Here is a 25709-nt window from a genome sequence, read left to right on the forward strand (position 1 = left end):
CGCCACCCCGCCGGGGCCAGCTTGCGCCCCGGCACCTCGATCAGGTTAAGGCACGCGCACGGGGACGCCCCGCGCACACGGCGAGAGAAACGGCATGGGCAAGGTCACGGGCTTTCTCGAATTCGATCGGCAGGAGCAGAAATATCAGCTCGCCGGCGACCGCATCCGGCATTTCCGCGAGTTCACGCTTCCGCTTGAGGAGCGCGACGTCAAGAAGCAGGCGGCGCGCTGCATGGATTGCGGCATCCCGTTCTGCCACGGGCCGACCGGCTGCCCGGTCCATAACCAGATCCCGGACTGGAACGAGCTGGTCTATTCCGGCGGCTGGGAGGATGCTCTGCGCAACCTCCATTCCACCAACAACTTCCCGGAATTCACCGGCCGCATCTGCCCGGCGCCTTGCGAGGAAGCCTGCACGCTCAACCTCGAAAACATGCCGGTGACGATCAAGACGATCGAGCAGGCCATCGCCGACAAGGGCTGGGAAGAGGGCTGGATCGCGCCGGAAATCCCGGCCAGGCGCACCGGCAAGCGCATCGCCATCGTGGGCTCCGGTCCTGCCGGCATGGCCGCGGCGCAGCAGCTCGCCCGCGTCGGGCACGATGTCCATCTCTATGAGCGCGAGGCCAAGGCCGGTGGCCTGCTGCGCTACGGCATCCCCGACTTCAAGATGGAGAAGAAGCATATCGACCGCCGGGTGAAGCAGATGGAGGCGGAAGGCGTGACCTTCCACTACAACGCCAATATCGGCGTGACCCTGCCCTTCGCCACGCTGATGGCCGAGCATGACGCGGTGCTGATGACCGGCGGGGCGGAAGCGCCGCGCGACCCCGGCCTGCCGGATACCAATCTCGCCGGCGTCCACTACGCGATGCCGTACCTGACCCAGCAAAACAAGCGCGTCGGCGGCGAGGATGTCTCGAACGAGGCGCCGATCAGCGCGGCCGGCAAGCATGTCGTCGTGGTCGGCGGCGGCGATACGGCCTCGGACTGCGTCGGCACGGCCTTCCGCCAGGGTGCGCTGTCCGTAACGCAGCTCGATATCCGGCCGATGGCGCCGGAGCTGGAGGACAAGCTCACCGTCTGGCCGTACTGGCCGACGAAGTTCCGCACCTCGTCCTCGCAGGCCGAGGGCGCCGAGCGCGAGTTCCAGGCGGCGACGCTCGGTCTCGAAGGCCGCAACGGCAAGCTCACCGGCGTGAAATGCGCCCGCGTCGACGAGAAGCGCAAGCCCATCCCCGGCACCGAGTTCGTGCTCCAGGCCGATCTCTGCTTCCTCGCCATCGGCTTCGCCGGCTCGGTGATCGAGGGCATGATCGCGCAGTCGGGTGCTGCCGTGGACAAGCGCGCCAACGTCGTCGCCAACGACCGCGACTACAAGACCAGCGTCGGCAAGGTCTTCGTCGCTGGCGACATGCGCCGCGGCCAGTCGCTGGTCGTCTGGGCGATCCGCGAGGGGCGACAGGCGGCCCATGCTATCGACAAGGAATTGATGGGCGCGACGATCCTGCCGGTCTGAGCACCTTTCCGGCTGAACGTTTGAACTTGAACCGGCCTCCATCTGCGGCAGGGCTGCCTCGATTTTTGGCAGTTCTTCGCGGGTGCGAATAATTAACTTGACCGGCATGTGGAATGGGGGTGCAAGACAGGTTGCAGTCCCTGGTCCGGCTCGGTTCCATGACACCGATTATCTTCTCCACTGAGGGCCTACCGAAAGCGCAGCAGCTCGACGCCTGGCGCGGCTGGTTCGATACGATCTTTGACCTTGAGGTCGATGGTCCCCGGCAGGGCTTTTCCGCAACGAGCGAGACCTGGGATTTCGGCGGCTTCGGGCTCACCCGTGTCCGTGCCCCGAAACTGCGGGCGCTGCGGACGGCGAGCCTCATCCGGCGCAACCCCATCGACCATTGGGGCGTTGCCTTCGGCTATCAGCGGACCTTAGGCGAAACCGGTAAGCGAGGCGCTCTCGATGTGCCGGCCAACACGCCCTACGTGGCGTCCTTCGGGCGCCCCCTGATCAGCGAGCGCGAGGCGGATGAGCGCTTGCAGCTCTATCTGCCACGGGATGGCTTTCCCGAACTCTCGGCTGTTCTCGAGGCGGCAGAGGGGCGCCCTCTCGGCGGCCAGATGGGCCAGCTCCTGAGCGAGTTCATCGCCCTGATGGCGCGCACCGCCTCGGCCCTGTCGAATATGGACTCGGAAGAGCTGCAGACCGCGGTTCGCGGGATGCTGCTCGCCTGTGTCGCGCCATCGGTCGATCACAGCGTCATGGCCGACGCTCCCATTGCCGCGACGCGCAGGGAGGTTGTTCGGCGGTTGGTCGACCTCCATCTGAACAACCCTGCCCTGGGGCCGGATTTCCTGTGCCGGGAGGCCGGCATGTCGCGCTCGCAGCTCTATCGTCTGTTCGAGAACGAAGGGGGCGTGGCGCATTACGTTCAGCGGCGGCGCCTGAGGCGATGCTTTACCGAACTGTCGCGGAATGCGGGCGGGCGTTCCATCGCGGCGATTGCCGAGCAGCTCGGTTTCCCGGATCCATCCAGCTTCAGCCGGTCGTTCCGAAGGGAGTTCGGACTGACTCCCCGGGACGTGATGTATAGCCGGCAGTCGGGCGCGCCCGTCGAGACGGCCCTCGCAAAGGCCTTGGTTTCCGAAACGCCCAATCTGCATGACCTTCTCCGGCAGATCGCGCGGGACTAGAGCCTCCTGACGAAAGCCCTGTTCAATCGCTTCGGCTCGACTATGATCGCCGCCATGGAATCGAACCAGAAGGGGAAGCAGGCGCCGCGCCGCTGCTTCCATTGCCGCACCCGCGGACCTGTCTGCGCCCCGCGCTTCATCTCGCGGGGCTGACCGGGAACGCATCGTCGTCTCATCGTCAGCCTTACTCGGCGCGTTTCCGCGCGCATGCCTGACTTCATGAGATTCCGATGTCCCTGATCACCCTGAAAGACCTCTCGCTCGCGCGCAGCGCGCCGCTCTTCGCCGGTCTCGACCTCGCCATCGCCAAGGGCGACCGCCTCGGCCTCGTCGCCGCCAATGGGCGCGGCAAATCCTCGCTGCTTCGCATCCTGGCCGGCAGCGAGGAGGCGAGCGGGGGAGCGTTGACCCGGTCGCGCGGCCTCATCACCGCCTTCGCGCCGCAGGACCCGCCCGAACGCCTGCTGCCGCTGAGCCTCTACGACGCCGTGCGCGATGCGCTCGATCCTGAGACCGCCGAGACCGAAAGCTGGCGCGTCGATGTGCTGCTCGACGATCTCATGGTCGAGGAGGGTCTGCGCAGCCGGCCTGTCGGCAGCCTCTCCGGCGGCTGGCAGCGCACGATGCTGTTGGCGCGGGCTGTCGTGATCGAGCCCGATCTGCTGCTGCTGGACGAGCCGACCAACCATCTCGATCTCGAACGGATCGGCCTGCTGGAGCGCTTCCTCGCCAGTCTGCCGCGCGACTGCGCCGTGGTTGCGGCGAGCCATGATCGTGCCTTCCTCGACGATGTCAGCACGCGCACCCTGTTCCTGCGCCCGGCGGAGAGCGCCGATTTCGCCTTGCCCTATTCGCGGGCGCTGCAGGCGCTGGAGGAGCGCGACGCTGCGCGGGACCGGCAGTTCGAAAACGAGATGCGCAAGGTTCGGGCGTTGCGGCAGCAGGCGGCGAAGCTGAAGAATATCGGCATCAATTCCGGCTCGGACCTGCTGGTGGTCAAGACCAAGCAGCTCTCCGAGCGCGCCGACAAGCTGGAGGAGCGGGCCAAGCCCGGGCACAAGGAGCGCTCGGCCGGGACGATCCGGCTCGTCAGCAGCGGCACCCATGCCAAGGCGCTGGTCTCGATCAAGGAAGCGACGATAGCGACGCCGGACGGGCGCCAACTCTTCCGGACCGGTCCTCTCTGGATCGAGAAGGGCGACCGGATCGCGCTGCTCGGGGCCAATGGCAGCGGCAAGACGCGCTTCGTCAAGCGGCTGCGGGCGGCGCTGGACGGTTCCGACCCGGAGATCCGCGGCGCGGCGACCCTGAAGGCCGGCTATTCCGATCAGGGCCTCACGCAGCTCGATGCCTGGCGCACGCCCTGGGACGCGGTGAAGCGCTCCAGCGATCTCGGCGACCAGACCGCGCGCACCGTGCTGGCCGGCGCCGGGATTGCGAGCGAGGCGCAGACCGCGCCGATAGCGCGTCTCTCGGGCGGGCAGCGGGCCCGGCTCGCGATGCTGCTGCTGCGTTTGGCCGAGCCGAATTTCTACCTGCTGGACGAGCCGACCAACCATCTCGATATCGAGGGGCAGGACATGCTGGAGGCCGAGCTGATCAAGCAGGAAACGGCCTGCCTGCTCGTCAGCCATGACCGTGCCTTCGTGCGGGCGGTGGCGACACGAATCTGGGTGATCACGGCCAAGAAGCTGGTCGAGGTCGACGATCCCGATCCGGTCTTCGACCGGCTGATGGCGGGGTGATCAGCGCGGCCAGCGGTAATCGTCGAGCCGGCCCGAGACCGGGTCCGGCGCAATGCCCTGGCCGAAGACGCGTTCGAGCTGGAGGGCGGCGTCGCCGCGCCCGCGCGCCTCGGTGATCGAGGCGAGCAGGGGCTGTTCGGAGAGCGCCGCCTGTCCGGTGAGGGGTTGGATCGGCCCGGCGAGCGGGCGGGCCTGCAGGGCGGCCGGCAGCCCGATCGTCGGCACGCCGGCGACCATCTGGTCGATCAGGCGCTCGACGCCGCCGGGCTGAAGCTCAAGGGCGCTCGGCGCTCCGGTATCGGGCGAGACGGGCAGCGCGATGACGCTGTTCTGCGGCGCCGCCTCGATCATGCGGCGGATGACGAGATCGACGAAATGCGCGGCCTTGCGGGCGCCGGCGGCAGTAAAATGGATGCCGTCGCCGAGGCGCAGGCGCACCGGCTGGCCGGAGACGTCCGGGCCGGTCGCGGCATAGCGGTTCTCGGCATCGACGAAGCCGCCCCAGAGATCGACATATTGCCCGCCGGCCTTCTCGACGCGCTGGCGATAGAGATCGTTGAAGGTGATCATGTCGGCCGAGAGCCGCCCGTTCTGCATCGGCGGCGCGCCGACCCAGATCAAGGGTACGCGCTTGCCGGCAAAGGCATTGGCGATGGCGTCGACCCGGTCGCGGTAGAGTTCGAGCCAGCGCGGGCTCAGGGGCTCATGGACCGTGTCGCCCTCGCGCAGTGGCTGGCGGTCGTTGAGGCCGAGCAGGATCACGCCGATGCTGATCTTCTGATCGCTGGCGAGGAGTTCGGAGGCGGCTTTCGGCCAATCGTAGAAATCGCTGCGGACCAGGCCGGAATCGGGCTTGGCCCGGTGGATCACCTCGACATCCGGGCGGTTGTTGAGGGCGTCGTCCAGCCCGTTCGCAAGGAGGTTCGCGAGCGAATCCCCCATGACGAGGACATGGCTGCTGACATCGACCTTGGGAATGACCGGATCGTCGCGGACGACGACGGGCGCATCGCGGCGGCGGGCAACGGGCGCGACGCGCTGGCGCGGCTGCGGCGTCGCCGTCCGTGGCTGCGCCGGTATCTGCCAGAACATCTGGAACAGGCTGCGCTGCTGTTGCGGCTGCTGCTGGGCGAGGGATACCGGCCCGCCCGTCAGGAGGAGCAGGCAGGCGGCACCCAGAACCATGGCAAGCGAACGCAGGCGCATCGGCCGATCCGGCGGTTACCCTTCGCCTTCCAGTATAGGCCCTCGCGGGCCCGGAGTCAGCGCTTGCCGCGCAGCTTGGTCAGAAGCGCCGGGGTCGGGTAGCCGTCGGCGATCTCGCCGGCGCTGATCTGGTAGCGGCGGACGGCCTCGCGCGTGCCGGTGCCGATGCGGCCATCGGCGTCGTGGTTGTAGAGGCCGAGCGCCTTCAGGCGGTTCTGAAGGTCGCGGGTGGCGGCCATGTCGAGGCGCGGCGCCTTGGTCGGCCAGTTGCCCTGGATGGCGGCGCGCCCGGCGATGCGGTCGCCGAGATGGCCGACGGCCATCGCATAGGCGTCCGACGAATTGTATTTCTTGATAACGTCGAAATTGGCGGTGAGCAGCATCACCGGGCCGGTATGGCCGGCCGGGTAGAACAGGCGGCCTTCGCCGGAGGAGGGCAGGCGGCCACCGTCGGCGCGGCGCACGCCCGCGGAGGAGAAGCTGGAGAAGCTCGCCTTGTCGAGGCGGTGGTCGAAGCCCTGCGGAAGCGTCACTTCCATGCCCCAGGGCAGGCCGGGCACCCAGCCATAGCCCTTGAGGTAATTGGCGGTGGAGGCGATCGCGTCGCTCGACGAGGTCCAGATGTCGGCATGGCCGTCGCCAGTCCAGTCGACCGCGTATTTCATGTAGCTCGACGGCATGAACTGGGTATGGCCCATGGCGCCGGCCCAGGAGCCCTTCAGCTCGCTGCGCTCGACATGGCCCTTCTCGATCAGCTCCAGCGCGGTCAGCAATTCGTCGCGGAAGAAATCGCCGCGATAGCGGATCGAGGCCAGCGTCGCCAGCGAGCGGATGACGTCCTTGCTGCCCTTGAACGAGCCGTAATTGGTTTCCATGCCCCAGACGCCGAGGACGACCTCCTTGGGCACGCCGTAGCGCGCCTCGACCTGGGCGAGCACGGAGGCGTTCTCGGCCGCGGCCTCGCGCCCGCGCTGGATACGGGAGCCGCCGACGGCGTTCTCCAGGTAGTTCCAGATCGGGGCGCTGAACTCGGACTGCTTCTTGGTCAGGGCGACGATCGAGGCATCCGGCGTCACGCCGCGGAAGGCGAGGTCGAAGGTTGCGCGGGAGATGCCACGCGCCTGCGCCTGCGGCCAGAGCCGCTGCACGAAGACGTCGAAGGACGCGCTCGCCGGGGTCGCCTGCGCATTACTGCGGGCATGGGCGCCGGACGCGTTGATCGAGCCGGTGGTCTGGGCCAGCGCCGGTGCCAGGCTGATCAGGACTGAGGCTGCGATGACGGACAGGCGCATGGACACTCCCGGCGAATGCTGGATGGAAACATCTTCACAGCGCCCGAACAAGATTAACCAAGGGTTAAAATGGAAGCGAGGGAAGGTCCGTTCGAGCGAGGCGGATGCTCTTTTGCCGCGTCATCCCGGACAAGCCGTGAAGCGGCGCCGATCCGGGATCCTTCGTAGAGCGTGGCATCCTATGATGGATTCCGGGTCTGCGCTTCGCTTGCCCGGAATGACGGTAGTGGCAATCCGAGCCGCCCTCGTTCCGCAAGACAGGTTCGTGATTTGACAAGCTTCGGGGATTGTCAGATTCTCGGCCGATGAATAGCGCGTCCCCTTTCCGCCGCGGTCTGCACCGCTCGGGCAACCTCATCGCGGGCTTCTAGCCCCGGGCCTGTCGCGCGTCGCGCCACCGGTTCGGGGGCGCTTCATCTCCTCAATTTCCCTGCGAGTTCGACCTTTTGATGCCGCGCGGTTTTTGTCCGCCGGCGGGCGCTCGCCTTTTCCACGAAAGACTGTTCCCATGACTGCCAGGCGTCCCGCCATCACCGTCACGGCCGCGGACCATGCCATGCTGAGCCGCATCGCGGCCGGCGCGGCCAACACCATGCCCGAGCTCGCCGCCGAGCTGACCCATGAGCTCGACCGGGCCCGTATCCTGCCGGAAGGCCGGGTCTCGCACGACCATGTCCGGATCGGCAGCCAGATCGTCTATCGCGACGAAACCACCAAGCGTGAAAGCACCATCACGCTGGTCTGGCCTGAGCATGCCGATATCGAGCGGAACCGCATCTCGGTGATGACGCCGATCGGCGTCGCGTTGATCGGCATGGCCGCCGAGCGTTCGATCGACTGGACGACGCGCTCGGGCGACGTGAAGCGCCTGACGGTGCTCGAAGTGCGCGAGCCGGCCGAGGAGCCGGCTGCGCCCTGACAACGATCTGAAAGCTCAGGCCGAAGCGTTCTTCGTCCTGAGCTTCTCCTCCCAGGCAAGCGCCTGGCCAACGATCTCCTCGAGATCGTCATGCTCGGGCCGCCAGCCGAGCTCGGCGCGGATGCGGTCGGCGCGGGCGATCAGCGAAGCCGGGTCGCCGGCCCGGCGCTCCGCCAGCGTCACCGGGAAATCGACGCCGGAGACCTTCTTCACGACCTCGACGACCTCCTTCACCGAATAGCCGCGGCCATAGCCGCAGTTCAGCGTCAGGCTCTCGCCGCCGCCACGCAGGTGGTCGAGCGCGGCGAGATGCGCGCGGGCGAGATCGGTGACGTGGATATAGTCGCGCACGCAGGTGCCGTCCGGCGTCGCGTAATCGGTGCCGAAGACGGTCAGGCCGTCGCGCTGGCCGAGCGCGGCCTGGCTCGCGACCTTGATGAGATGGGTGGCGTTCGGCGAGGACTGGCCGGAACGGCCCTTCGGATCGGCGCCGGAAACGTTGAAGTAGCGCAGCGCGATATAACTGAAGCCATGGGCCTTGGCCGCGTCCTGCAGCATCCATTCGCTCATCAGCTTGGAGCGGCCATAGGGGTTGATCGGGTTGAGGGCGATCTCCTCCGGCACGGGCGAGACCGGCGGCTCGCCATAGACCGCCGCGGTCGATGAGAAGATGACGTGCTTCACGCCGGCGCGCACGGCGCTCTCGATCAGCGCGCGCGTCTTCACGGTATTGTTGAGATAATAGCCCAGGGGATCGCTGACCGATTCAGGCACCACGATCCGGGCCGCGAAATGCGCCAGCTCCGTCACGCCATGCTCGGCGATCAGCGCCTCGACCAGCTGCTGGTCGCCGATGTCGCCCTGCACGAAGGTCACCTCGGGCGGCACCGCCCACCAGAAACCGGTCGAAAGATTGTCGAGAACCACGACCTTCTCGCCGCGATCCAGCAATTCCAGCACCATGTGGCTGCCGATGTAGCCGGCGCCGCCGGAAACCAATACCGCCATCGTCTCTCTCTCGCCTCATCTTCGTCAGGAACCGGACCTATCGAAAAACCGTTGACGGCTTCTCAAGGCCTGTCAGCTAATACTGCCTGATGGCCGGCAACCGTGACAGTTGTACGGCCATTCCCACCATCGCCTGGCTTCGGCAAGGCTATCGCGCCCAATGGATTTTTCATGACGAAACGCATCCGCAAGGCCGTTCTTCCCGTTGCCGGCCTCGGCACCCGCTTCCTGCCCGCGACGAAAGCGGTGCCGAAGGAGATGCTCACCATCGTCGACCGCCCGGTCGTGCAGCATGTCGTGGACGAGGCGCGTGCCGCCGGCATCGAGCATTTCATCTTCGTCACCGGCCGCAACAAGGCGGTGATCGAGGACCATTTCGACATGGCCTACGAGCTCGACGACACGCTGGCCAAGCGCAACAAGGTGAAGGAGCTGGAGGCGCTGAAGCATGACCTACCGGCCGCCGGCGCGACGAGCTTCACCCGCCAGCAGGCGCCGCTCGGCCTCGGCCACGCCGTCTGGTGCGCGCGAGAGCTCGTCGGCGAGGAGCCCTTCGCGCTGCTGCTGCCGGACATGCTGCACTACAGCGCGGGCAAGGGCTGCCTTGCCGAGATGATCGATGCCTATGACCAGCACGGCGGCAACCATATCGCCGTCGCGCCCGTGCCGGACGACCAGACGCATCAATACGGTATCGTCGGCGTCGAGGACGCCAAGGCCAAGGTCTCGAAGATCACCGGCATGGTCGAGAAGCCGCCGAAAGGCACGGCCCCGTCGAACCTGCACATTTCCGGTCGCTACATTCTGCAGCCGACGATCTTCAACCTGCTCGCCAATCAGGAAAAGGGCGCGGGCGGCGAGATCCAGCTCACCGATTCGATGATCGCCCTGTCGCATCTGGAGCCGTTCTTCGCGGTGCGCTTCGACGGCGAGATCTATGACGCCGGCTCGAAGATCGGCTTCCTCGCGGCGAACGTCGCCTATGCGCTCGACCGCAGCGATCTCGGCCCGCAATTGCGCGCGGAAATCGAAAAGCTGCTCGATCGCTGAGGCGCGCACGGCCCGATCAACTCAGCCCTCGTCCTGCGGCGTCATTCCGATTAGGAATGGCGCCTTCACGGGTGAGGGCTTGCGTCTTGCTGACGGTGCAAAGTTGAGTGACCAGAGCCTCGTCTTCGACCGGGCGCTCGGCCGTTCCCGGCTGAAGCGCGCGCTTGCCGGCGACTACCCGGATTTCCTGCTGCAACGCGCGGCGGATGACCTGGAGGACCGGCTTGGCGCGGTGCTGCGCGAGTTTGCGGTCGCGGCCGATCTCGGCACGGCCTTGCCCGTCGTTGCGCCGATCCTGGCGGGCCGGGCCGGGCGGCTTCTGCGCATGGCGGAAGCCGCGGGCACTCCGGCCGATCTCGTCGGCGATCTCGAAAGCCTGCCCTTCGCCGCCAGCTCGCTCGATCTTGCCGTCTCGCTGCTGGCGCTGCACGGCGTCAACGACCTGCCGGGCGCGCTGATCCAGATCAAGCGGGCGCTCAGGCCCGACGGGCTGTTCATGGGCTGCCTGCTCGGTGGCCGGAGCTTGCAGGAACTCAGGCAGGCATTGCTCGAAGCCGAGAGCGAGACGATGGGCGGAGTCAGCCCGCGCGTCGCGCCCTTCGCCGATCTGCGCGATCTCGGCGGATTGCTGCAGCGTGCCGGTTTCGCGTTGCCGGTCATCGACAGCGAACTCGTCACGGTGCGTTATCGCGACGCCTTCGGGCTGTTCCGCGATCTGCGTGCCATGGGCTGGGCCAATGCGCTCATCGCCCGGCGCAAGACGCCATCGCGGCGCGAGACCTTGCTGCGCGCGGCGGCGATCTATGCCGAGCGCTTCGCCGATCCCGATGGCCGCCTGCCCGCGACCTTCGAATTCGTCTGGGTTTCCGGTTGGGCGCCGCATGAGAGCCAGCAGAAACCGTTGAAGCCGGGCTCGGCCAAGGCGCGGCTCGCCGATGCGCTCGGCGTGCCGGAGATCAAGGCGGTTGAGACGCCGGGAGGCGCGGAATGAGCGAACGCCAGCCGCGCCTGACCCGCGCCGATTTCCGCGTCTTCCGCGCCATTCCGACGCGCTGGCACGACAATGACGCCTACGGCCATGTCAATAATGTCGTCTATTATGGCTGGTTCGACACGGCGGTGAATGCCTGGCTGATCGAGGGCGGCTTCCTCGACCTCGCCGGCAGCGATGTCGTCGGGCTCGTGGTCGAGACCGGCTGCACCTATTTCGAGAGCGTCGCCTTCCCCGAAACGGTGGAGGCGGGAATCGCGGTCGAGCGCCTCGGCAGCAGCTCGGTGACCTATCGCATCGGCATCTTCCGGCAGGGCGGCACGCAGGCGGCGGCACAAGGGCGCTTCACCCATGTCTATGTCGAGCGCGCGAGCCAGAAGCCGGTGCCGATCCCGGCGCCGCTCAGGGGCGCGTTGGCGGCCATCCAGAGCTGAAAGCGGCGTCTGCGTCGGGGAATGTTGTCTCGCGGGCCGAGGCAGGCTATGCCCCTGCCAACCCCTATCGCCGGACCGTCAGGAACCCTGAGCCCGTGATTCCGAACGACATCAAGATCACCCCGCAGCTCGTCGCCGAGCACGGCCTGAAGCCGGACGAGTACCAGCGCTTCCTGCATCTGATCGGCCGCGAGCCGACGATCACGGAGCTCGGCATCGTCTCGGCGATGTGGAACGAGCACTGCTCCTACAAGTCGTCGAAGATCCATCTCAAGACGCTGCCGACCAAGGCGCCCTGGGTCATCCAGGGCCCGGGCGAGAATGCCGGCGTCATCGATATCGGCGAGGGCACGGCGATCGTCTTCAAGATGGAGAGCCACAACCACCCGTCCTTCATCGAGCCCTATCAGGGCGCGACGACCGGTGTCGGCGGCATCCTGCGCGACGTCTTCACGATGGGCGCGCGCCCGATCGCGGTGCTCGACGCGTTGCGCTTCGGCGATCCGGCGCATCCGAAGACCCGCCATCTCGTTTCCGGCGTCGTCGCCGGCATCGGCGGTTACGGCAATTCCTTCGGCGTGCCGAATGTCGGCGGCGCCACCGGTTTCCATACGCGCTATGACGGCAATATCCTCGTCAACGCCATGGCGGTCGGCATCGCCAAGGCCGACGAGATCTTCTACGCCAAGGCCTCCGGCGTCGGTAAGGCGATCGTCTATCTGGGATCCAAGACCGGCCGCGACGGCATCCACGGCGCGACCATGGCCTCGGCCGAGTTCGACGACAAGTCGGAGGAGAAGCGTCCGACCGTGCAGGTCGGCGACCCCTTCGCCGAGAAGCTGCTGCTCGAAGCCTGTCTCGAGATCATGGCCGCCGGCCATGTCGACGCGATCCAGGACATGGGGGCCGCCGGCCTGACCTGCTCCGCCGTCGAGATGGGCGCCAAGGGCGATCTCGGTGTCGAGCTCGATCTCGACAAGGTGCCCTGCCGCGAGGAGGGCATGAGCGCCTATGAGATGATGCTGTCGGAGAGCCAGGAGCGCATGCTCATGGTGATCAAGCCCGGCCATGAGGACGCCGCCGAGGCGATCTTCAAGAAGTGGGGCCTGGACTTCGCCGTCATCGGCCACACCACCGACACGCTGCGCTTCGTCATCAAGCACCAGGGCGAGGTCATGGCCGACCTGCCGATCAAGGAACTCGGCGACGAGGCTCCGGAATACGACCGGCCGTGGATCGAGACCGCGCCGCAGCAGCGCATCGCGGCCGAGACCGTGACGCCGCCTTGCGGCAATGCCGAGGCGCTGAGGAAGCTGATCGGTTCGCCGGACCTCTCCTCCAAGCGCTGGATCTGGGAGCAGTACGACACGCTGATCCTCGGCAATTCGGCGGTGACGCCGGGCGGCGATGCCGGCGTGATCCGCATCGAGGACGGGCCGCGGGGCCTCGCCATGACCGCCGACGTGACGCCGCGCTATTGCGAGGCCGATCCCTTCGAGGGCGGCAAGCAGGCGGTGGCGGAAGCCTGGCGCAACCTGACCGCCACGGGCGCGACGCCGCTCGCCATCACCGACAACCTGAATTTCGGCAATCCCGAGAAGCCGGAAGTCATGGGCCAGTTCGTCGGCTGCATCCGTGGGATCGGCGAGGCCTGCAAGGTTCTCGACTTCCCGGTCGTTTCCGGCAACGTCTCGCTCTACAACGAGACCAACGGCATCTCGATCCTGCCGACCCCGACCATCGGCGGCGTCGGCGTCATGGCTGACGTCACCAGGCACGCGACCGTCGCCTTCAAGGCCGAGGGCGAGACGATCGTCCTGATCGGCGAGACCGCCGGCTGGCTCGGCCAGAGCGCCTATCTCGCGACTGTCTGCGGCCGCGAGGAGGGCGCCCCGCCGCCGGTCGATCTCGCGATCGAGCGCCGCAACGGCGATTTCGTGCGCGGGCTGATTGCATCGGGCCAGGTCACGACCTGCCACGACCTGTCGGATGGCGGCCTGGCCGTGGCGCTCGCCGAGATGGCGATGGCCAAGGGCATCGGTGCCACCATCGAGACGCTGCCGGCCGGCCCCGCCCATGCCGCGCTCTTCGGCGAGGATCAGGCGCGCTATGTCCTGACCGTGCCAGTGGCCGCAGCCGAGGCGACCATCGCGGCGGCGAAGGCTGCCGGCGTGCCGGCGCTCGCGATCGGCAAGACGGGCGGCGCCTCGCTTGCCCTGCCGGGCGAGCCTGCGCTGGCGATCGCCGATCTCCGCAAGATCCATGAAGACTGGCTGCCGTCCTACATGGCCGGCAAGGCGGCCTGAGGAGTTCGACCCATGGCGATGGACGCGCACGAGATCGAGCGCATGATCAAGGCGGCGCTGCCGGACGCGGCGATCGAGATCAAGGATCTGGCGGGTGACGGCGACCACTATGCCGCAACCGTCGTCTCGGCCGCCTTCAAGGGCAAGACCCGGGTGCAGCAGCACCAGATGGTCTATGCCGCGCTCCAGGGGAATATGGGCGGCGTGCTGCACGCCCTTGCGCTGACGACCAGCGTTCCCCAAGATTAGAACAATGCCATCCGGCGGGCCTTGAACCCGCTTCAGGAGACGAGACGATGTCCGACGTCAATGCCCGCATCGAAGCGGAAGTGAAGAACAACGACGTGGTGCTCTTCATGAAGGGTACGCCGCAATTCCCGATGTGCGGCTTCTCCGGCCAGGTCGCGCAGATTCTCGGCTATATCGGCGTGCCCTATAAGGGCGTGAACGTGCTCGAGGACCAGGAAATCCGCGAGGGCATCAAGGCCTATTCGAACTGGCCGACGATCCCGCAGCTCTACGTCAAGGGCGAGTTCGTTGGCGGCTGCGACATCACCCGCGAGATGTTCCAGGCCGGCGAGTTGCAGCAGCTCTTCGAAGAGAAGGGCATCGCGGTGAAGCAGGCGAGCTAAGGGCTCGCCGGTTTCTCGATCGGTCTTCTGACCTGAGCGCCTGCCTCAAGCCGCCACGCATTGCGGGTGCGGCTTGCGGACGCGCTCCGTCGAGGCCGGGTACTTCTCCAGCATCCGCTCCGGCCTGATCGGTCGGCGCACGAGATCGCCGCCGCAATTCGGGCAGGTGCCGGCAAAGCGCGTCTCGACGCAGTCCGCGCAAAACGTGCATTCGAAGGTGCAGATCAGGGCGTCGCGCGATTGCGGCGGCAGGTCGCGGTCGCAGCATTCGCAGTTCGGGCGCAATTGCAGCATGGCGTCGTCTCCTTCCGGTGGGCCGGAAGAATGACCGCAAACCGGGCCGAAACCAGCGATTTCGCGTGATCCGACCTATCAACGGTGCGGATCAGTTCCCTTCGATCTCCAAACCTTGGCGCCGTCATCCCGGGCGACCGCAGGGAGACCCGGGATCCATTCCGGAACCTCGCCGATGAAGGCTCTGGAATGGATCCCGGATCTTCGCTTCGCTCCGTCCGGGATGACGGCGTGTTTTTTTGGGAAGGCCAGAACGCCGCCCGTTACTTAACCAGCAGCCAGTCGTCGATCACCAGCGCGTCGAGCCCGCTCGTATAGAACATCAGGATCGCGTCCTCAGCCGTGTGCAGGATCGGCTTGCCCATGATGTTGAAGGAGGTGTTGAGGATCACCGGCACGCCGGTCAGCGCGTGGAAGGCCTCAATCAGCGCGTGATAGCGCGGGTTGCGCTCGGCCGTGACGCTCTGGAGGCGCCCGGTCGCGTCCTCATGGACCACGGCCGGGACGCGGTGGCGCACCGCTTCTTTCCAGACCAGCGTGCGCTCCATATAGGGCGTATCCTGATAGTTCTCGAACCAGTCGGCGGCCTGCTCGGCCAGGATCGAGGGGGCGAAGGGCCGGAAGGCCTCGCGGTATTTCACCTTGGCGTTGAGGATGTCCTTGGCGTCGGCGGGGCGCGGATCGGCGATGATCGAGCGATTGCCGAGCGCACGCGGGCCGAATTCGGCGCGGCCCTGCACCCAGCCGATCAGCTTGCCCTCGGTCAGGAGCTTGGCGGTCACCGGCGCGATCTCGCCGGCGCTGAGCTTGCGCAGGCGCTTCTCCCAGAGCTGCATGCGCTCGAAGGGCTCGGTCGAGACGGTCGAGCCGAGATAGGGCGTGAGCGGCCCCCTCGGCGCGCGCCAGTCCGGGTTCGCCTCGGCATGGGCGAGCCAGGCCGCGCCGATCGCGTTGCCGTCATCGGCCGGAGCCGAGGGCACGAAGACCGTCCTGAAGCCGTGGCGGCCGGCGATCTTGCCGTTGAAGGAGGAGTTCAGCGCGCAGCCGCCGGCCATGACGAGGTTCTCGCTCGGCACGAGTGCGGCGGTCTCAGCCAGCAGCGCTTCCATCATCTCGGCGAAGACGTCCTGCCCGCAGCGGGCGAGATCGGCCCAGCCCTGATCCAGCGCGTCCGCCGGGCGCTTTGTCAGGATCTCGGCGGCGACAGCCTGCACCACATCGGCCTTGGCGAAGGAGAGCTTGTGGCCCTCTATCTGATAGAGCTTGCGCAGCAGAGCCATCAGTTCGGGGTCGGTCTTGCCATAGGGGGCGAGCCCCATGATCTTCCATTCCTCGCCCTTGGCCTGGTCGAAGCCGGCGAGGTCGGTGACGAGCCCGAAATAGAAGCCGATCGATTCCCGGCCGCGATGGCGCTTCACCTCGCGGAGCTTGCCGTTCTCCAGCGCGAAAATGGCGGAGGCGCCGGTCTCGCCCATGCCGTCGACGACGAGGCAGGCGGCATTGTCGAAGGGCGAGGACCAGCAGGCATAGGCCGCGTGGCTGAGATGGTGGCCATAGCGCTTCAGGCCGGTGACATTGGCCTCGCCATAGGCGCGGTCGAGCCCGAGCAGCACGCCCATGCCGGCGCGCTGCTGGCCGAGATGCAGCGAGGCGATCAGCGCGCGCTCGGTGCGCTCTGGCACCAGCGAGCGGTTGAGTTCCGGCGAGAGCTTGAGCAGCGCGTCCAGCGTGAAGGAGCCGGCGCGGGCCATCTGGTCGAGGAAGCCGGTGAAATCCTCGCCCCAGCTCGTGGCGATGCGGACTTCGGCACCCTCAGGGATGTAGCGCTTCAGCAGCCCTTCCATGCGCGGCGCCGAATCCGGCTCGCAATTGGGCGCGCGCTTGTATTGCAGATAGCGCTCAGTCGCTTCCGCGAAGAGAACCTCGCCATCGGGACCGATGATCGCGATGGCGGGGTCGTGGAAGGTGGTGGCAAGGCCGATCGTATAGGTCATGCGCCTGCCTTACCCTTGTCGGCGCCATCAGCCAATCCAATTGGGCGATGGCGCGCGACGGGGAGCGCTTACTTCGCGGCAAAGGCGATGCTGGCCGCGACCTTCTCGATGCCGCCCTTCATGGCGTCGTAGGCGCTGGCCGGGGCGATCGCGACGAGGCGGACGAAGCGCCCGTCGGCGCCCACCGCCATGTATTGCGCGAAGCGCTTCTCGGTGCCGCGATCCGTGGCCGTGCCGGTCAGCAACACGCCGGGCGATCCGGCGAAGGTGACGCGCTCGCGCTTGGCGATCGTGGCGGCTTCGAGATTCTTGGTCTGCTTGAGCAGGGCCTCGGCGCTCGCCTCCAGCTTATCGGCCGGGATCGGCGCGGAAAGCTGGTAGGCGACGACGATGATCGGCTGCGTGCCCGACGGGTCGGCATCGAGCGGGCCGGCCGTCATCAGCACGCCGGCGCCGCCGAGCGTATCGATGATGCGGAACGGTTCGGCGGCAGTGACCGTGAAGGGCAGGGCCTTGAGCTTCTCGGCGATGCTGGGCGGGGCGCCGAGCGAGACCGTCTTCAGCATCGCGACGATGTCGTCCGGGTCGAGATCGGCACCATCCGGCGACTGGACCGTGATCAGCACGGTCTTCTCGCCCTTCAGCAGCACCATCCACTTGTCGTAGCTCGTGCCGTTCACATCCTGGCTGCCGGTGATCAGTGGGGCGGGGCCGGCGCCGGTCTCGATCGATTCGATGTCGTCGACGGTGATGTTCTGGCGGGCGAAATTCGTCTTGGCCTTTTCGATATCCTTGAAGAGCGGGGCGAGCTGCTCATGCGCCTGCGGCGGCAATTCGGCGACGAGGAGCGAGGCCTTGGTGCTCGCGCTTTCCAGCCCGGCGAAGGTCTTCGCCGGCGTGAAGCCGGCGAGCGGGACGAGCGAGACGGTGGTGCCGGTGATCGCCTGGCGGTCCTGGGCCTGAGCGATACCGAGGCAGGCACCCAGCAGAGACACGGCGAGGAGGCAGCGCAGAAGCGCTGCGCGGAAGAAGGATATACTCACGATTGAAGACCTCGCCTGCGACGGATGCAATCTCCTACCGTCGCGCAATAAGCCCGCGAGGTTCAAAGCCGTCAATCAGCGGCCGATGGCGGCCTTCATCAGGGCCTTGGCATCGGCGCTCGCCCAGTCGGCCGGGCCCTGGATGATGCCGAGCTCGCAGCCTGCCTTGTCGATGATCAGGCTGACCGGCATGCCCTCGACCTTGTGCGCGGCGCGCAGGACCTGGAAGGTCGCAGCCTGTGGATCGGCATAGAAGGGCAGGGCCGTGATCCGGTTATCGGCGAGCCAGGTCTTCGGCTTGTCGAGGTTGCGCGTGTCGATATTGATCGCGACGACCGCGAAATCCGGCCCGCCCATCTCCTTATGGAGTGCGTCGAGCGAGGGCATCTCCTTCAGGCAGGGCGCGCACCAGGTCGCCCAGAGATTGACCAGCAGCGTCTTGCCTTTCAGCGCGGCCAGCGTCGTCGGCTGGCCGTCCGGCCCGGTGAAGCCGAGCGCTGGCGCCGGCTGCGGGTTGGCGCGCAGTTCGACCGCCGCGATCTCGCCCTGCACGAGCGGCTTCATGCGCGCGACCGCCGTGCGTGCCGCGCTGCATGATCCGTTGCCGGCATCGCCCCGGACGGAGTAGAAGGCGGCTATGCCAGCGAGGCCGAGCGCCGCCACGACCCCGAGGGCCAGTCCGATCTTTTTTCCAGACGTCATTATTCGTCCTCAAAAGCAGGAAAGACCGTCGTGAGCAATCGCATGTGGGGTGGGCGTTTCGCCACAGGTCCCGACGCCATCATGGAGGAGATCAATGCCTCCATCGATTTCGACCAGAAGCTCTGGCGCCAGGATATCCGCGGTTCGCTGGCGCATGCGGCCATGCTGGCCGAGACCGGCATCCTGACCAAGGAGGATGTCGCGACGATCATCGCCGGCCTGAAAAAGGTCGAGGGCGAGATCGAAAGCGGCGCCTTCACGTTCTCGCGGGCGCTCGAGGACGTCCACATGAACGTCGAGTCCAACCTCAAGGACAAGATCGGCCTCGCCGCGGGCCGGCTGCACACCGCCCGCTCGCGCAACGACCAGGTCGCGACCGACATGCGGCTCTGGGTGCGCGACACGCTCGACGAGATCGACGGCCAGATGGCCGACCTCCAGCTTGCCATGGCCGAGAAGGCCGACACCTATGCCGGCGCCGTGATGCCGGGCTTCACCCATCTCCAGTCGGCGCAGCCGGTCACCTTCGGCCACCACCTGCTCGCCTATGTCGAGATGCTCGGCCGCGACCGTAGCCGCATCCGCGATGCCCGCGCCCGCCTCAACGAATGCCCGCTCGGCGCCGCCGCGCTTGCCGGCACCTCCTTCCCGATCGACCGGCACATGACGGCGAAGGCGCTCGGTTTCGACCGGCCGACGGCGAATTCGCTCGATTCGGTCTCGGATCGCGATTTCGTGCTGGAGACGCTCTCGGCCGCCTCGATCTGCGCCATGCATCTCTCGCGCTTCGCCGAGGAGATCGTGCTGTGGTCGACGCCGCAATTCGGCTTCGTGCGGCTCTCGGACGCCTTCTCGACAGGCTCCTCGATCATGCCGCAGAAGCGCAACCCCGATGCGGCCGAGCTGGTGCGCGGCAAGGCTGGGCGCGTCTTCGGCGCGCTGCAGGGCCTCCTGACCATGATGAAGGGCCTGCCGCTGACCTATTCGAAGGACATGCAGGAGGACAAGGAAGGCACGTTCGACGCGCTCCAGACGCTGTCGCTCTGCCTTGCCGCGACCGCCGGCATGGTCCGCGACATGCAGCCCGACCTGAAGGTGATGAAGAAGGCCGCGGGTCTCGGCTATGCCACCGCGACCGATCTCGCCGACTGGCTGGTGCGCGTGCTGAAGATGCCGTTCCGCGACGCGCATCACGTCACCGGCCGTCTCGTCGGCATCGCCTCTGAGAAGAAGGTCGGGCTGGAGAAGCTCTCGCTCGCCGAGATGCAGGCGGTGGAGCCGCAGATCACCGAGGCCGTCTTCGCCGTGCTCGGCGTCGACCAGTCGGTCAAGAGCCGCGTCAGCTATGGCGGCACGGCCCCGGCCAATGTCCGCAAGCAGGCGCGCCGCTGGCTGAAGCAGCTCGCGAAAGGCTGAGGCGCGTCGGAACCTTACGTCATCCCGGGCTTGCCCCGGGATCCATCGAAAGGCGCCGCGCTTTACGATGGATCCCGGATCTCCGCTGCGCTGCGTCCGGGATGACGGCTCCCTCCGTCACAAGCGCTCGCGCTTCGCCGCATCCTCCGCTAAGGTCCCGCCACGTTTCGCCCCGAGGGTTCGTTTTCGTGCTTGATTCCCGCCTGAAACTCGGCCGCACCTTGCTGGTCGTCGGCCTGCTGGCCGTTGCGCTCGGCGCCTGCGGGCGCAAGGGCCCGCTGGAGCCGCCGCCCAATGCGACCGGCGCCATCGACCTGCCGGACGATCAGATCGGCGCCAAGGAGAACGATCCCGCTTCGCTTGGCTCGGCTTCCGTGCTGGCCAAGCCGGTCAAGACGGACAAGAGGATCCCCGTGCCGAACCGGCCCTTCGTCCTCGATCCCCTGATGTGATCTTCAACGGATCGGAATCGGTCCTTCGGAACCGCCGTCATGCTCAGGCTTGACCCGAGCATCTCCTGAAAGAGATTCTCGGGTCTGCGCTTCGCCCCGCCCGGGAATGACGCTTGCCTAGCCTAACTGCGAGCTTATCCCATGCATCATTTCGCCTATCGCGACGGCTCGCTCCATGCCGAGGGCGTCGATCTCCAGCGCATCGCGGCCGAGGTCGGCACGCCGGTCTATGTCTATTCGAGCGCGACGATCGAGCGGCATTACAAGCTGTTCGAGGCGGCGATGAAGACGACCGCGCCGGCCGGCAAGACCCATGTCTTCTACGCCATGAAGGCGAACGGCAATCTCGGCGTGCTGAAGACGCTGGGCGCGCTCGGCGCCGGCATCGACACGGTCTCGGAAGGCGAGGTGCGCAAGGCGCTCGCCGCCGGCATTCCGCCTGAGAAGATCGTGTTCTCCGGCGTCGGCAAGAGCGAGCAGGAGCTGCGCTTCGCGGTCGAGGCCGGCATCTACCAGGTCAATATCGAAAGCGAGAGCGAGCTCGATCTGCTCTCGAAGGTCGCTGCCTCGCTCGGCAAGCGCCAGGAGGCGGTGTTCCGGGTCAATCCGGATATCGGCGCCGGCGGTCATGCCAAGATCACGACCGGGTCCTCCGAGAACAAGTTCGGCGTCTCCTTCGAGGAGGTCGGCCGGCTCTATTCGCGCGCGGCCAACATGCCGGGCGTGCGGATCATGGGCCTTGCCGTCCATATCGGCAGTCAGATCGGCGAGATCGACGCGTTCGAGGCCGCCTATACCAAGATGGTCGCGCTGGTCGGGGACCTGAAGGGCGAGGGGCACCGCGTCGATCGGCTCGATCTCGGCGGCGGGCTCGGCATTCCCTACGATATCCCGAAGACCTTCGATTACGGCCCGGGGCTGATCGAGGCCTATGCCGAGATGGTCGCCAAGGTGACGAAGGGGCTCGATGTCGAGCTCGGCTTCGAGCCCGGCCGCCTGATCGTCGGCAATGCCGGCATTCTGCTGACGCGGGTGCTGCATCTCAATCCGCGCCCGACCAAGCAGTTTCTCGTCGTCGACGCGGCGATGAACGATCTCGTCCGCCCGGCGATGTACGAGGCTTATCACGAGATCTGGCCGGTGACTGAGCCGGTGATCGGCGGGCCGGAGCTGGCCTATGACGTGGTCGGGCCGATCTGCGAATCGGGCGACACCTTCACGACCGGGCGCAAGCTGCCGCAGCTGCGCCAGAACGACCTGATCGCCTTCATGACGGCCGGCGCCTACGGCGCCTCGATGTCCTCGACCTATAACCAGCGCCTGCTGGTCGCCGAGGTCATGGTCAAGGGCGACCAGTATGCCGTGACGCGGCCGCGCCAGAGCTATGAGGAGCTCATAGGCACGGACAAGCTGCCCGGCTGGTTCGCGTAAATTCGCGCGTCATTCTCGGGCTTGAGCCGAGAATCTCATGACCAGTTCGCTCTGGTTTCGGAGATGCTCGGGTCAAGCCCGAGCATGACGGACCGGGTGTCCGTTCACGAAAGGCGGAGCGCTGTGCGTTGGCGTCTCTTCGCGCTGGCAATGCCACATTCCCGTGCTAGCCTGCTTGAGTCAGGCAAGTTCAGACGGAAATGGGGGCTGCCCGGAGGGATGGCATGAGCGAGGCAGAGCGCCGCAAGGCGCCCGACACGATCGACGGCATCCGGCAGCGGCTCGGCCGTCTCGCGCTGGCCTCGCGCCTGTCGCTCGGCTGGGAGCGGCTGTGGCCCCGGCTGTGGCTGCCGCTTAGCGTCGTCCTCGCCTTCCTCGCCCTGTCCTGGTTCGGATTATGGACGCATCTGCCCTGGTATGGGCGGATCGTCGGCGTGCTCGCCTTCGCGGGCGCCTTTGCCGCCAGCCTCTGGCATGTCGCCCGCCTCGTCCTGCCGACGCATCGCGATGCGCTGACGCGGCTCGACCGCTCCTTCGCCGATGGCCATCGCCCGGCGTCCTCGCTGGAGGATAGTCTCGCGATCGGCTCGGCCGATCCGGTCTCGCAGGCCCTGTGGAAGCTGCATGTCGAACGCCAGAGCCGGCAGGTTGCCTCTCTACGCGTCCAGCCGCCGCAGCCGCGCATGGCCGTTCATGACCGGCGGGCGTTGCGCGCCGTGCCGCTGCTCGCCGCCATAACCGGTTTCTTCGTCGCCGGGCCCGAGGTCACGCAGCGGCTTTCCGCCGCCTTCGACTGGAAGGGGCCGTCCGCGATCGCCGCCTCGACCCGGATCGATGCCTGGATCGATCCGCCCGCCTATACGCGCCTGCCGCCGATCCTGATCGATTTCGCCAAGCTGGCGAGCCCGAACCTGAGCGCGCCCGAGAAATCGGTCATCGTCGTGCGCATCGCCGGCAAGACGAACATGGACGTCGCCACGACCGGCCGCCTCGACCTGATCAAGCCGGAGGCCAAGGAGGGCGAAGCCAAGGACGGTCAGTCGAAGCCGGCCCAACCAGTCGGGCCGCAGCAGGCCGTTCTGGAGAAGCGCTTCACGCTCGCCGGCAACGGCACGCTGAAGCTCACCGGCAGTGGAGCACCCGGCACCACGCTCAACATCACCTCGGTCCCCGACCAGCCGCCGACCATCGCCCTTACCGATCCGCCGAAGCCCGTGACGGGCGCGCAGTCCGGCGGTCTGGGCATCACCTACAAGGCCCGGGACGATTACGGCATCGCCTCGATCGAGGTGAATGTCTCGCGTCCCGACGTGGCCAAGGGCGGGCGCTCGCTGGTCGAGCCGCCGAAGCAGAACCTTGCCGTACCGTCCTCCGCTTCGGGCGAGGAGGAGAACAAGAGCACCGTCGATTTTTCGGCTCATCCCTGGGCCGGCGCCAAGGTCAGGATGGTGCTGATCGCCAAGGACGAGGCCGGGCAGGAGGGCCGCAGTGAGCCGCTGGAGGTCGTGCTGCCGCAGCGCACCTTCACCAAGCCGCTGGCCAAGGCGCTGGTCGAGCAGCGCCGCAAGCTCGTCATGGATGTCGAGGACCGCTCCAAGGTGCAGCTCGCCATGGATGCGCTGATGATCGAACCCTCGCTCTTCATGAAGGAGTCGGGCGTCTATCTGGGCATGCGCATGCTGAGCGAGCGCCTGCGCCGCGCGGCCGGCGACGACGCCTTGCGCGAGGTCGCCGAGCTGATGTGGGCGATGGCGCTCCAGCTCGAGGACGGCGACATGTCCGATGCCGAGCGGGCGCTCCGGCAGGCGCAGGAGAACCTGCAGCAGGCGCTGGAGCGCGGCGCCTCCGAGGAGGAGATCAAGAAGCTCACCGACGAGATGCGCCGGGCCATGGACAATTTCATGCGCCAGCTCGCCGAGCAGATGATGCGCCAGCAACAGCAGAACGGCGATCGCGATCAGGCCCGCCTGCCCGAGAATTTCCGCACGGTGACGCCGCGCGACCTGCAGAACATGCTGGACCGCATCGAGGAGCTTTCGAAGCGCGGCGACATGGCCGAGGCGCAGCGCCTGATGGAAGAGCTCAACCGGATGCTCAACAATCTCCAGATGGCGCGCCCGGGCCAGCAGGACCCGCGTCAGCGCGAGATGAACCAGGCGCTCGGCGATCTCGACCGGATGACGCGCGACCAGCAGAACCTGCGCGACGAGACCTATCAGAACGAGCAGCGCCGCCAGCAGGGGCAGGGCCAGACCCAGCGCGGCCAGCGGCCCGGCCAGCAGCAGGCGCGGCCCGGCCAGCGCCAGCAGGGTCAACAAGGCCAGCAGGGGCAGCGTGGCCAACAGGGCCAGCGCGGTCAGCAGCCGGGGCAGCAGCCCGGCGAGCAGGGTGAGGACGGCGAAGGCGGCGAGGGCATGCAGGGCCAGAACGGCCAGGGTCAGGGCCAAGGCCTGTCGCAGCGCCAGCAGGCCTTGCGTGAACGGCTGCAGGATCTGCAGCGCCGGATGCGCGGCATGGGCGCGCCGCAGAATGGCGAGCTCGACGAGGCCGAGGACGCGATGCGCGAGGCGGAAGGCCAGCTCGGCCAGGGGCAGGGCGAAGGCGCGCTCGACGCACAGGGCCGTGCGCTCGAAGCCCTGCGCAAGGGCGGCCAGAACCTCGCCCAGCAGATGCAGGGCCAGCCCGGCGAGGGCGAAGGCGAGGGGCAGGCCTATGGCGAGCCGGATGGCCGCCCGGCCGGCCGGCCTTCGGCGCAGCAGCGCGGCAGCGAAGACCCGCTCGGCCGGCCGCAGCGCCAGCGCGACTGGGCCGATGGCCGGGTCAAGGTGCCCGGTGCCGACGAGAGCGCGACCCAGCGGGCGCGGCGCATCCTGGAGGAGCTGCGCAAGCGGCTCGGCGATCCCCTGAGGCCGGCGGAAGAGCTGGACTATCTGGAGCGGCTGCTGCGGCGGAATTGAGCCGCGCTGCTGTCAGCGTTTTGGCTGAACTCGCTGTGCCGGGCCGAATAATGGCGCGGGGAACCCTCTCCCGGAGGGAGAGGGCAGGGTGAGGGGTAGGCCGTTGGACGCCTTATCCGATGGCTGCCCGCGCTAAGGACCGCAGCGAGCTGGTTTTCCGGCCTTCCCTCACCCCTGCCCCTCTCCCATTCGGGAGAGGGGTTCCCCGCGCCCTTTCTTGGAACCTGCGGAGCCGCCGCCGCTCGCCACCAGCGCCCCGACCACGATGAGCGCGCAGGAGGCCGCGAGCAGCCAGCTCGCCGGGGCATAGCCGAACAGCACGAGGATCAGCGTCGAGAGCACCGGCGCGGCATAGGAGGCGACGCCGAGCAGGGCGACGTCGCCCTGCTTCATGCCGATATCCCAGACGACGAAGGCGAGCCCGATCGAGCCGAGGCCGAGACCGAGAACGCCGCCCCATTCGATTGAGGTCAGCGACCAGAGCGTGGTCTCGAAGGCGAGATGGCAGGCGAGCGCCGGCACGGCGCAGCCCAGCATGGTCATGCAGAGGCTCTCCGAGGGTACATTGGCGAAGCGGCGCGAAGCCACCGAATAGCTCGCCCAGACGAAGGCGCCAAGCGCCGCCAGCACATGGCCGAGCGCGAGCCCGCCGCCGCTGCCGAGGCCGCCCGAGACCAGCAGGCCGGTCGCCACCAGCCCGATCAGCGCGCCGACGAGATGGCGGGGCTTGAGGCCGCCGCCGGGCAGCAGCGCGGCGAAGAGCACGATCAGGAGCGGCCAGAGATAGTGGATCAGGTTCGCCTCGGCCGCTGGCGCGGTCTTCACGGCGGCATAGTAGAGCGCGGTATCGCCGAACGGCCCGTAGAGCCCGAGCGCGAAGGAGGCCGGCGTCGGGCGGATGCGCGAGAGCTGCCCGCGCAAAGCGGTGATCGCAAGGATCAGCAGGCCGCCGATGACGAAGGTCATGGCGACGAGCTGGAAGGGCGGGACGCGGCCCGACATCGCCGTGAACAGCGCGAGCGTCGACCAGAGCAGGATGGCGCAGAAGCCGATGAGGGTCGCGGTGCGGACGGTCATGAGGGTGCCGGGAACGAAGTCCGCGCGGCGATAGCAGGTTTCAGGGGGCTTGCCGATGGG

General features: G+C 67.4%; 22 protein-coding genes. 14 read left to right on the forward strand and 8 right to left on the reverse strand.

Annotated elements, in window-relative coordinates; all coding sequences use genetic code 11:
• Positions 1-94: 94 nt before the first annotated feature.
• The 3 genes from WFK61_RS07910 (at position 95) to WFK61_RS07920 (ending at position 4445) form a co-directional block, all read left to right on the forward strand.
• Positions 95-1519 (forward strand): glutamate synthase subunit beta, encoded by a 1425-nt coding sequence (locus WFK61_RS07910; RefSeq protein ID WP_336810987.1) that lies wholly within the window; start codon positions 95-97, stop codon positions 1517-1519.
• Between the two features lie 158 nt (positions 1520-1677).
• Complete coding sequence (locus WFK61_RS07915) at positions 1678-2700, forward strand: helix-turn-helix domain-containing protein (RefSeq protein WP_336810988.1); 1023 nt, start codon at positions 1678-1680, stop codon at positions 2698-2700.
• Between the two features lie 230 nt (positions 2701-2930).
• The gene (locus tag WFK61_RS07920) at positions 2931-4445 is read left to right on the forward strand and encodes an ABC-F family ATP-binding cassette domain-containing protein (protein WP_336810989.1); all 1515 of its coding nucleotides are present in this window, start codon (positions 2931-2933) and stop codon (positions 4443-4445) included.
• Here WFK61_RS07920 and WFK61_RS07925 read toward each other — a convergent pair whose 3' ends face one another.
• Positions 4446-5651, reverse strand: a complete 1206-nt coding sequence (locus WFK61_RS07925) for an SGNH/GDSL hydrolase family protein (RefSeq protein ID WP_336810990.1) — start codon at positions 5649-5651, stop codon at positions 4446-4448.
• A 56-nt stretch (positions 5652-5707) separates the two neighbouring features.
• Positions 5708-6943 carry a lytic murein transglycosylase gene (locus WFK61_RS07930; RefSeq protein WP_336810991.1) on the reverse strand — a complete coding sequence of 412 codons (1236 nt, stop codon included), beginning with the start codon at positions 6941-6943 and terminating at the stop codon, positions 5708-5710.
• A gap of 508 nt (positions 6944-7451) precedes the next feature.
• Here WFK61_RS07930 and rnk point away from each other — a divergent pair.
• Positions 7452-7862, forward strand: a complete 411-nt coding sequence (gene rnk / locus WFK61_RS07935) for a nucleoside diphosphate kinase regulator (RefSeq protein ID WP_336810992.1) — start codon at positions 7452-7454, stop codon at positions 7860-7862.
• 15 nt (positions 7863-7877) lie between these two features.
• Here rnk and galE read toward each other — a convergent pair whose 3' ends face one another.
• On the reverse strand, positions 7878-8870 hold the full coding sequence (gene galE, locus WFK61_RS07940) for a UDP-glucose 4-epimerase GalE (RefSeq protein WP_336810993.1): 993 nt from the start codon (positions 8868-8870) through the stop codon (positions 7878-7880).
• A 171-nt stretch (positions 8871-9041) separates the two neighbouring features.
• Here galE and WFK61_RS07945 point away from each other — a divergent pair, with 171 nt between their 5' ends.
• The 6 genes from WFK61_RS07945 to grxD all read left to right on the forward strand — a co-directional run bounded on the left by WFK61_RS07945 (position 9042) and on the right by grxD (position 14283).
• Complete coding sequence (locus WFK61_RS07945; RefSeq protein WP_336810994.1) at positions 9042-9920, forward strand: UTP--glucose-1-phosphate uridylyltransferase; 879 nt, start codon at positions 9042-9044, stop codon at positions 9918-9920.
• Positions 9921-10023: 103 nt separating this feature from the next.
• A complete protein-coding gene (locus WFK61_RS07950) occupies positions 10024-10911 on the forward strand; it encodes a class I SAM-dependent methyltransferase (RefSeq protein WP_336810995.1) in 888 nt (295 codons plus the stop codon).
• Positions 10908-11345 (forward strand): acyl-CoA thioesterase, encoded by a 438-nt coding sequence (locus tag WFK61_RS07955; RefSeq protein ID WP_336810996.1) that lies wholly within the window; start codon positions 10908-10910, stop codon positions 11343-11345. Before WFK61_RS07950 ends, WFK61_RS07955 begins: the two co-directional genes overlap by 4 nt.
• Before the next feature lie 95 nt (positions 11346-11440).
• On the forward strand, positions 11441-13651 hold the full coding sequence (gene purL / locus WFK61_RS07960; protein WP_336810997.1) for a phosphoribosylformylglycinamidine synthase subunit PurL: 2211 nt from the start codon (positions 11441-11443) through the stop codon (positions 13649-13651).
• A 12-nt stretch (positions 13652-13663) separates the two neighbouring features.
• Complete coding sequence (locus WFK61_RS07965) at positions 13664-13900, forward strand: BolA family protein (protein WP_061970071.1); 237 nt, start codon at positions 13664-13666, stop codon at positions 13898-13900.
• Between the two features lie 47 nt (positions 13901-13947).
• Positions 13948-14283 carry a Grx4 family monothiol glutaredoxin gene (grxD, locus tag WFK61_RS07970; protein ID WP_113585809.1) on the forward strand — a complete coding sequence of 112 codons (336 nt, stop codon included), beginning with the start codon at positions 13948-13950 and terminating at the stop codon, positions 14281-14283.
• A gap of 45 nt (positions 14284-14328) precedes the next feature.
• Here the strand turns inward: grxD and WFK61_RS07975 are convergent, their stop codons facing one another.
• The 4 genes from WFK61_RS07975 to tlpA form a co-directional block, all read right to left on the reverse strand.
• Positions 14329-14577 (reverse strand): DUF1272 domain-containing protein, encoded by a 249-nt coding sequence (locus WFK61_RS07975; protein WP_336810998.1) that lies wholly within the window; start codon positions 14575-14577, stop codon positions 14329-14331.
• Positions 14578-14840: 263 nt separating this feature from the next.
• A complete protein-coding gene (locus WFK61_RS07980) occupies positions 14841-16571 on the reverse strand; it encodes a carbamoyltransferase family protein (RefSeq protein ID WP_336810999.1) in 1731 nt (576 codons plus the stop codon).
• A gap of 68 nt (positions 16572-16639) precedes the next feature.
• On the reverse strand, positions 16640-17614 hold the full coding sequence (locus WFK61_RS07985) for a hypothetical protein (protein WP_336811000.1): 975 nt from the start codon (positions 17612-17614) through the stop codon (positions 16640-16642).
• A gap of 75 nt (positions 17615-17689) precedes the next feature.
• Positions 17690-18316 (reverse strand): thiol:disulfide interchange protein TlpA, encoded by a 627-nt coding sequence (tlpA, locus tag WFK61_RS07990; RefSeq protein WP_336811001.1) that lies wholly within the window; start codon positions 18314-18316, stop codon positions 17690-17692.
• 30 nt (positions 18317-18346) lie between these two features.
• On the opposite strand from tlpA, the gene argH reads away from it, so the two are divergent.
• The 4 genes from argH to WFK61_RS08010 all read left to right on the forward strand — a co-directional run bounded on the left by argH (position 18347) and on the right by WFK61_RS08010 (position 24572).
• Positions 18347-19732: an argininosuccinate lyase gene (gene argH / locus WFK61_RS07995; protein WP_336811002.1), complete on the forward strand. Its 1386-nt coding sequence runs from the start codon at positions 18347-18349 to the stop codon at positions 19730-19732.
• A gap of 188 nt (positions 19733-19920) precedes the next feature.
• Positions 19921-20184 (forward strand): LPS translocon maturation chaperone LptM, encoded by a 264-nt coding sequence (lptM, locus tag WFK61_RS08000; protein WP_336811003.1) that lies wholly within the window; start codon positions 19921-19923, stop codon positions 20182-20184.
• 141 nt (positions 20185-20325) lie between these two features.
• A complete protein-coding gene (gene lysA / locus WFK61_RS08005) occupies positions 20326-21615 on the forward strand; it encodes a diaminopimelate decarboxylase (RefSeq protein ID WP_336811004.1) in 1290 nt (429 codons plus the stop codon).
• A gap of 224 nt (positions 21616-21839) precedes the next feature.
• Entirely contained in the window at positions 21840-24572 is a 2733-nt protein-coding gene (locus WFK61_RS08010) for a TIGR02302 family protein (protein WP_336811005.1), read from the forward strand.
• 168 nt (positions 24573-24740) lie between these two features.
• Here WFK61_RS08010 and yddG read toward each other — a convergent pair whose 3' ends face one another.
• On the reverse strand, positions 24741-25649 hold the full coding sequence (gene yddG, locus WFK61_RS08015) for an aromatic amino acid exporter YddG (protein ID WP_336811006.1): 909 nt from the start codon (positions 25647-25649) through the stop codon (positions 24741-24743).
• Between the last annotated feature and the right edge of the window lie 60 nt (positions 25650-25709).

Origin of the sequence: Allobosea sp. MMO-172 (assembly GCF_037147855.1) — a bacterium.
Lineage (GTDB): Bacteria > Pseudomonadota > Alphaproteobacteria > Rhizobiales > Beijerinckiaceae > Allobosea.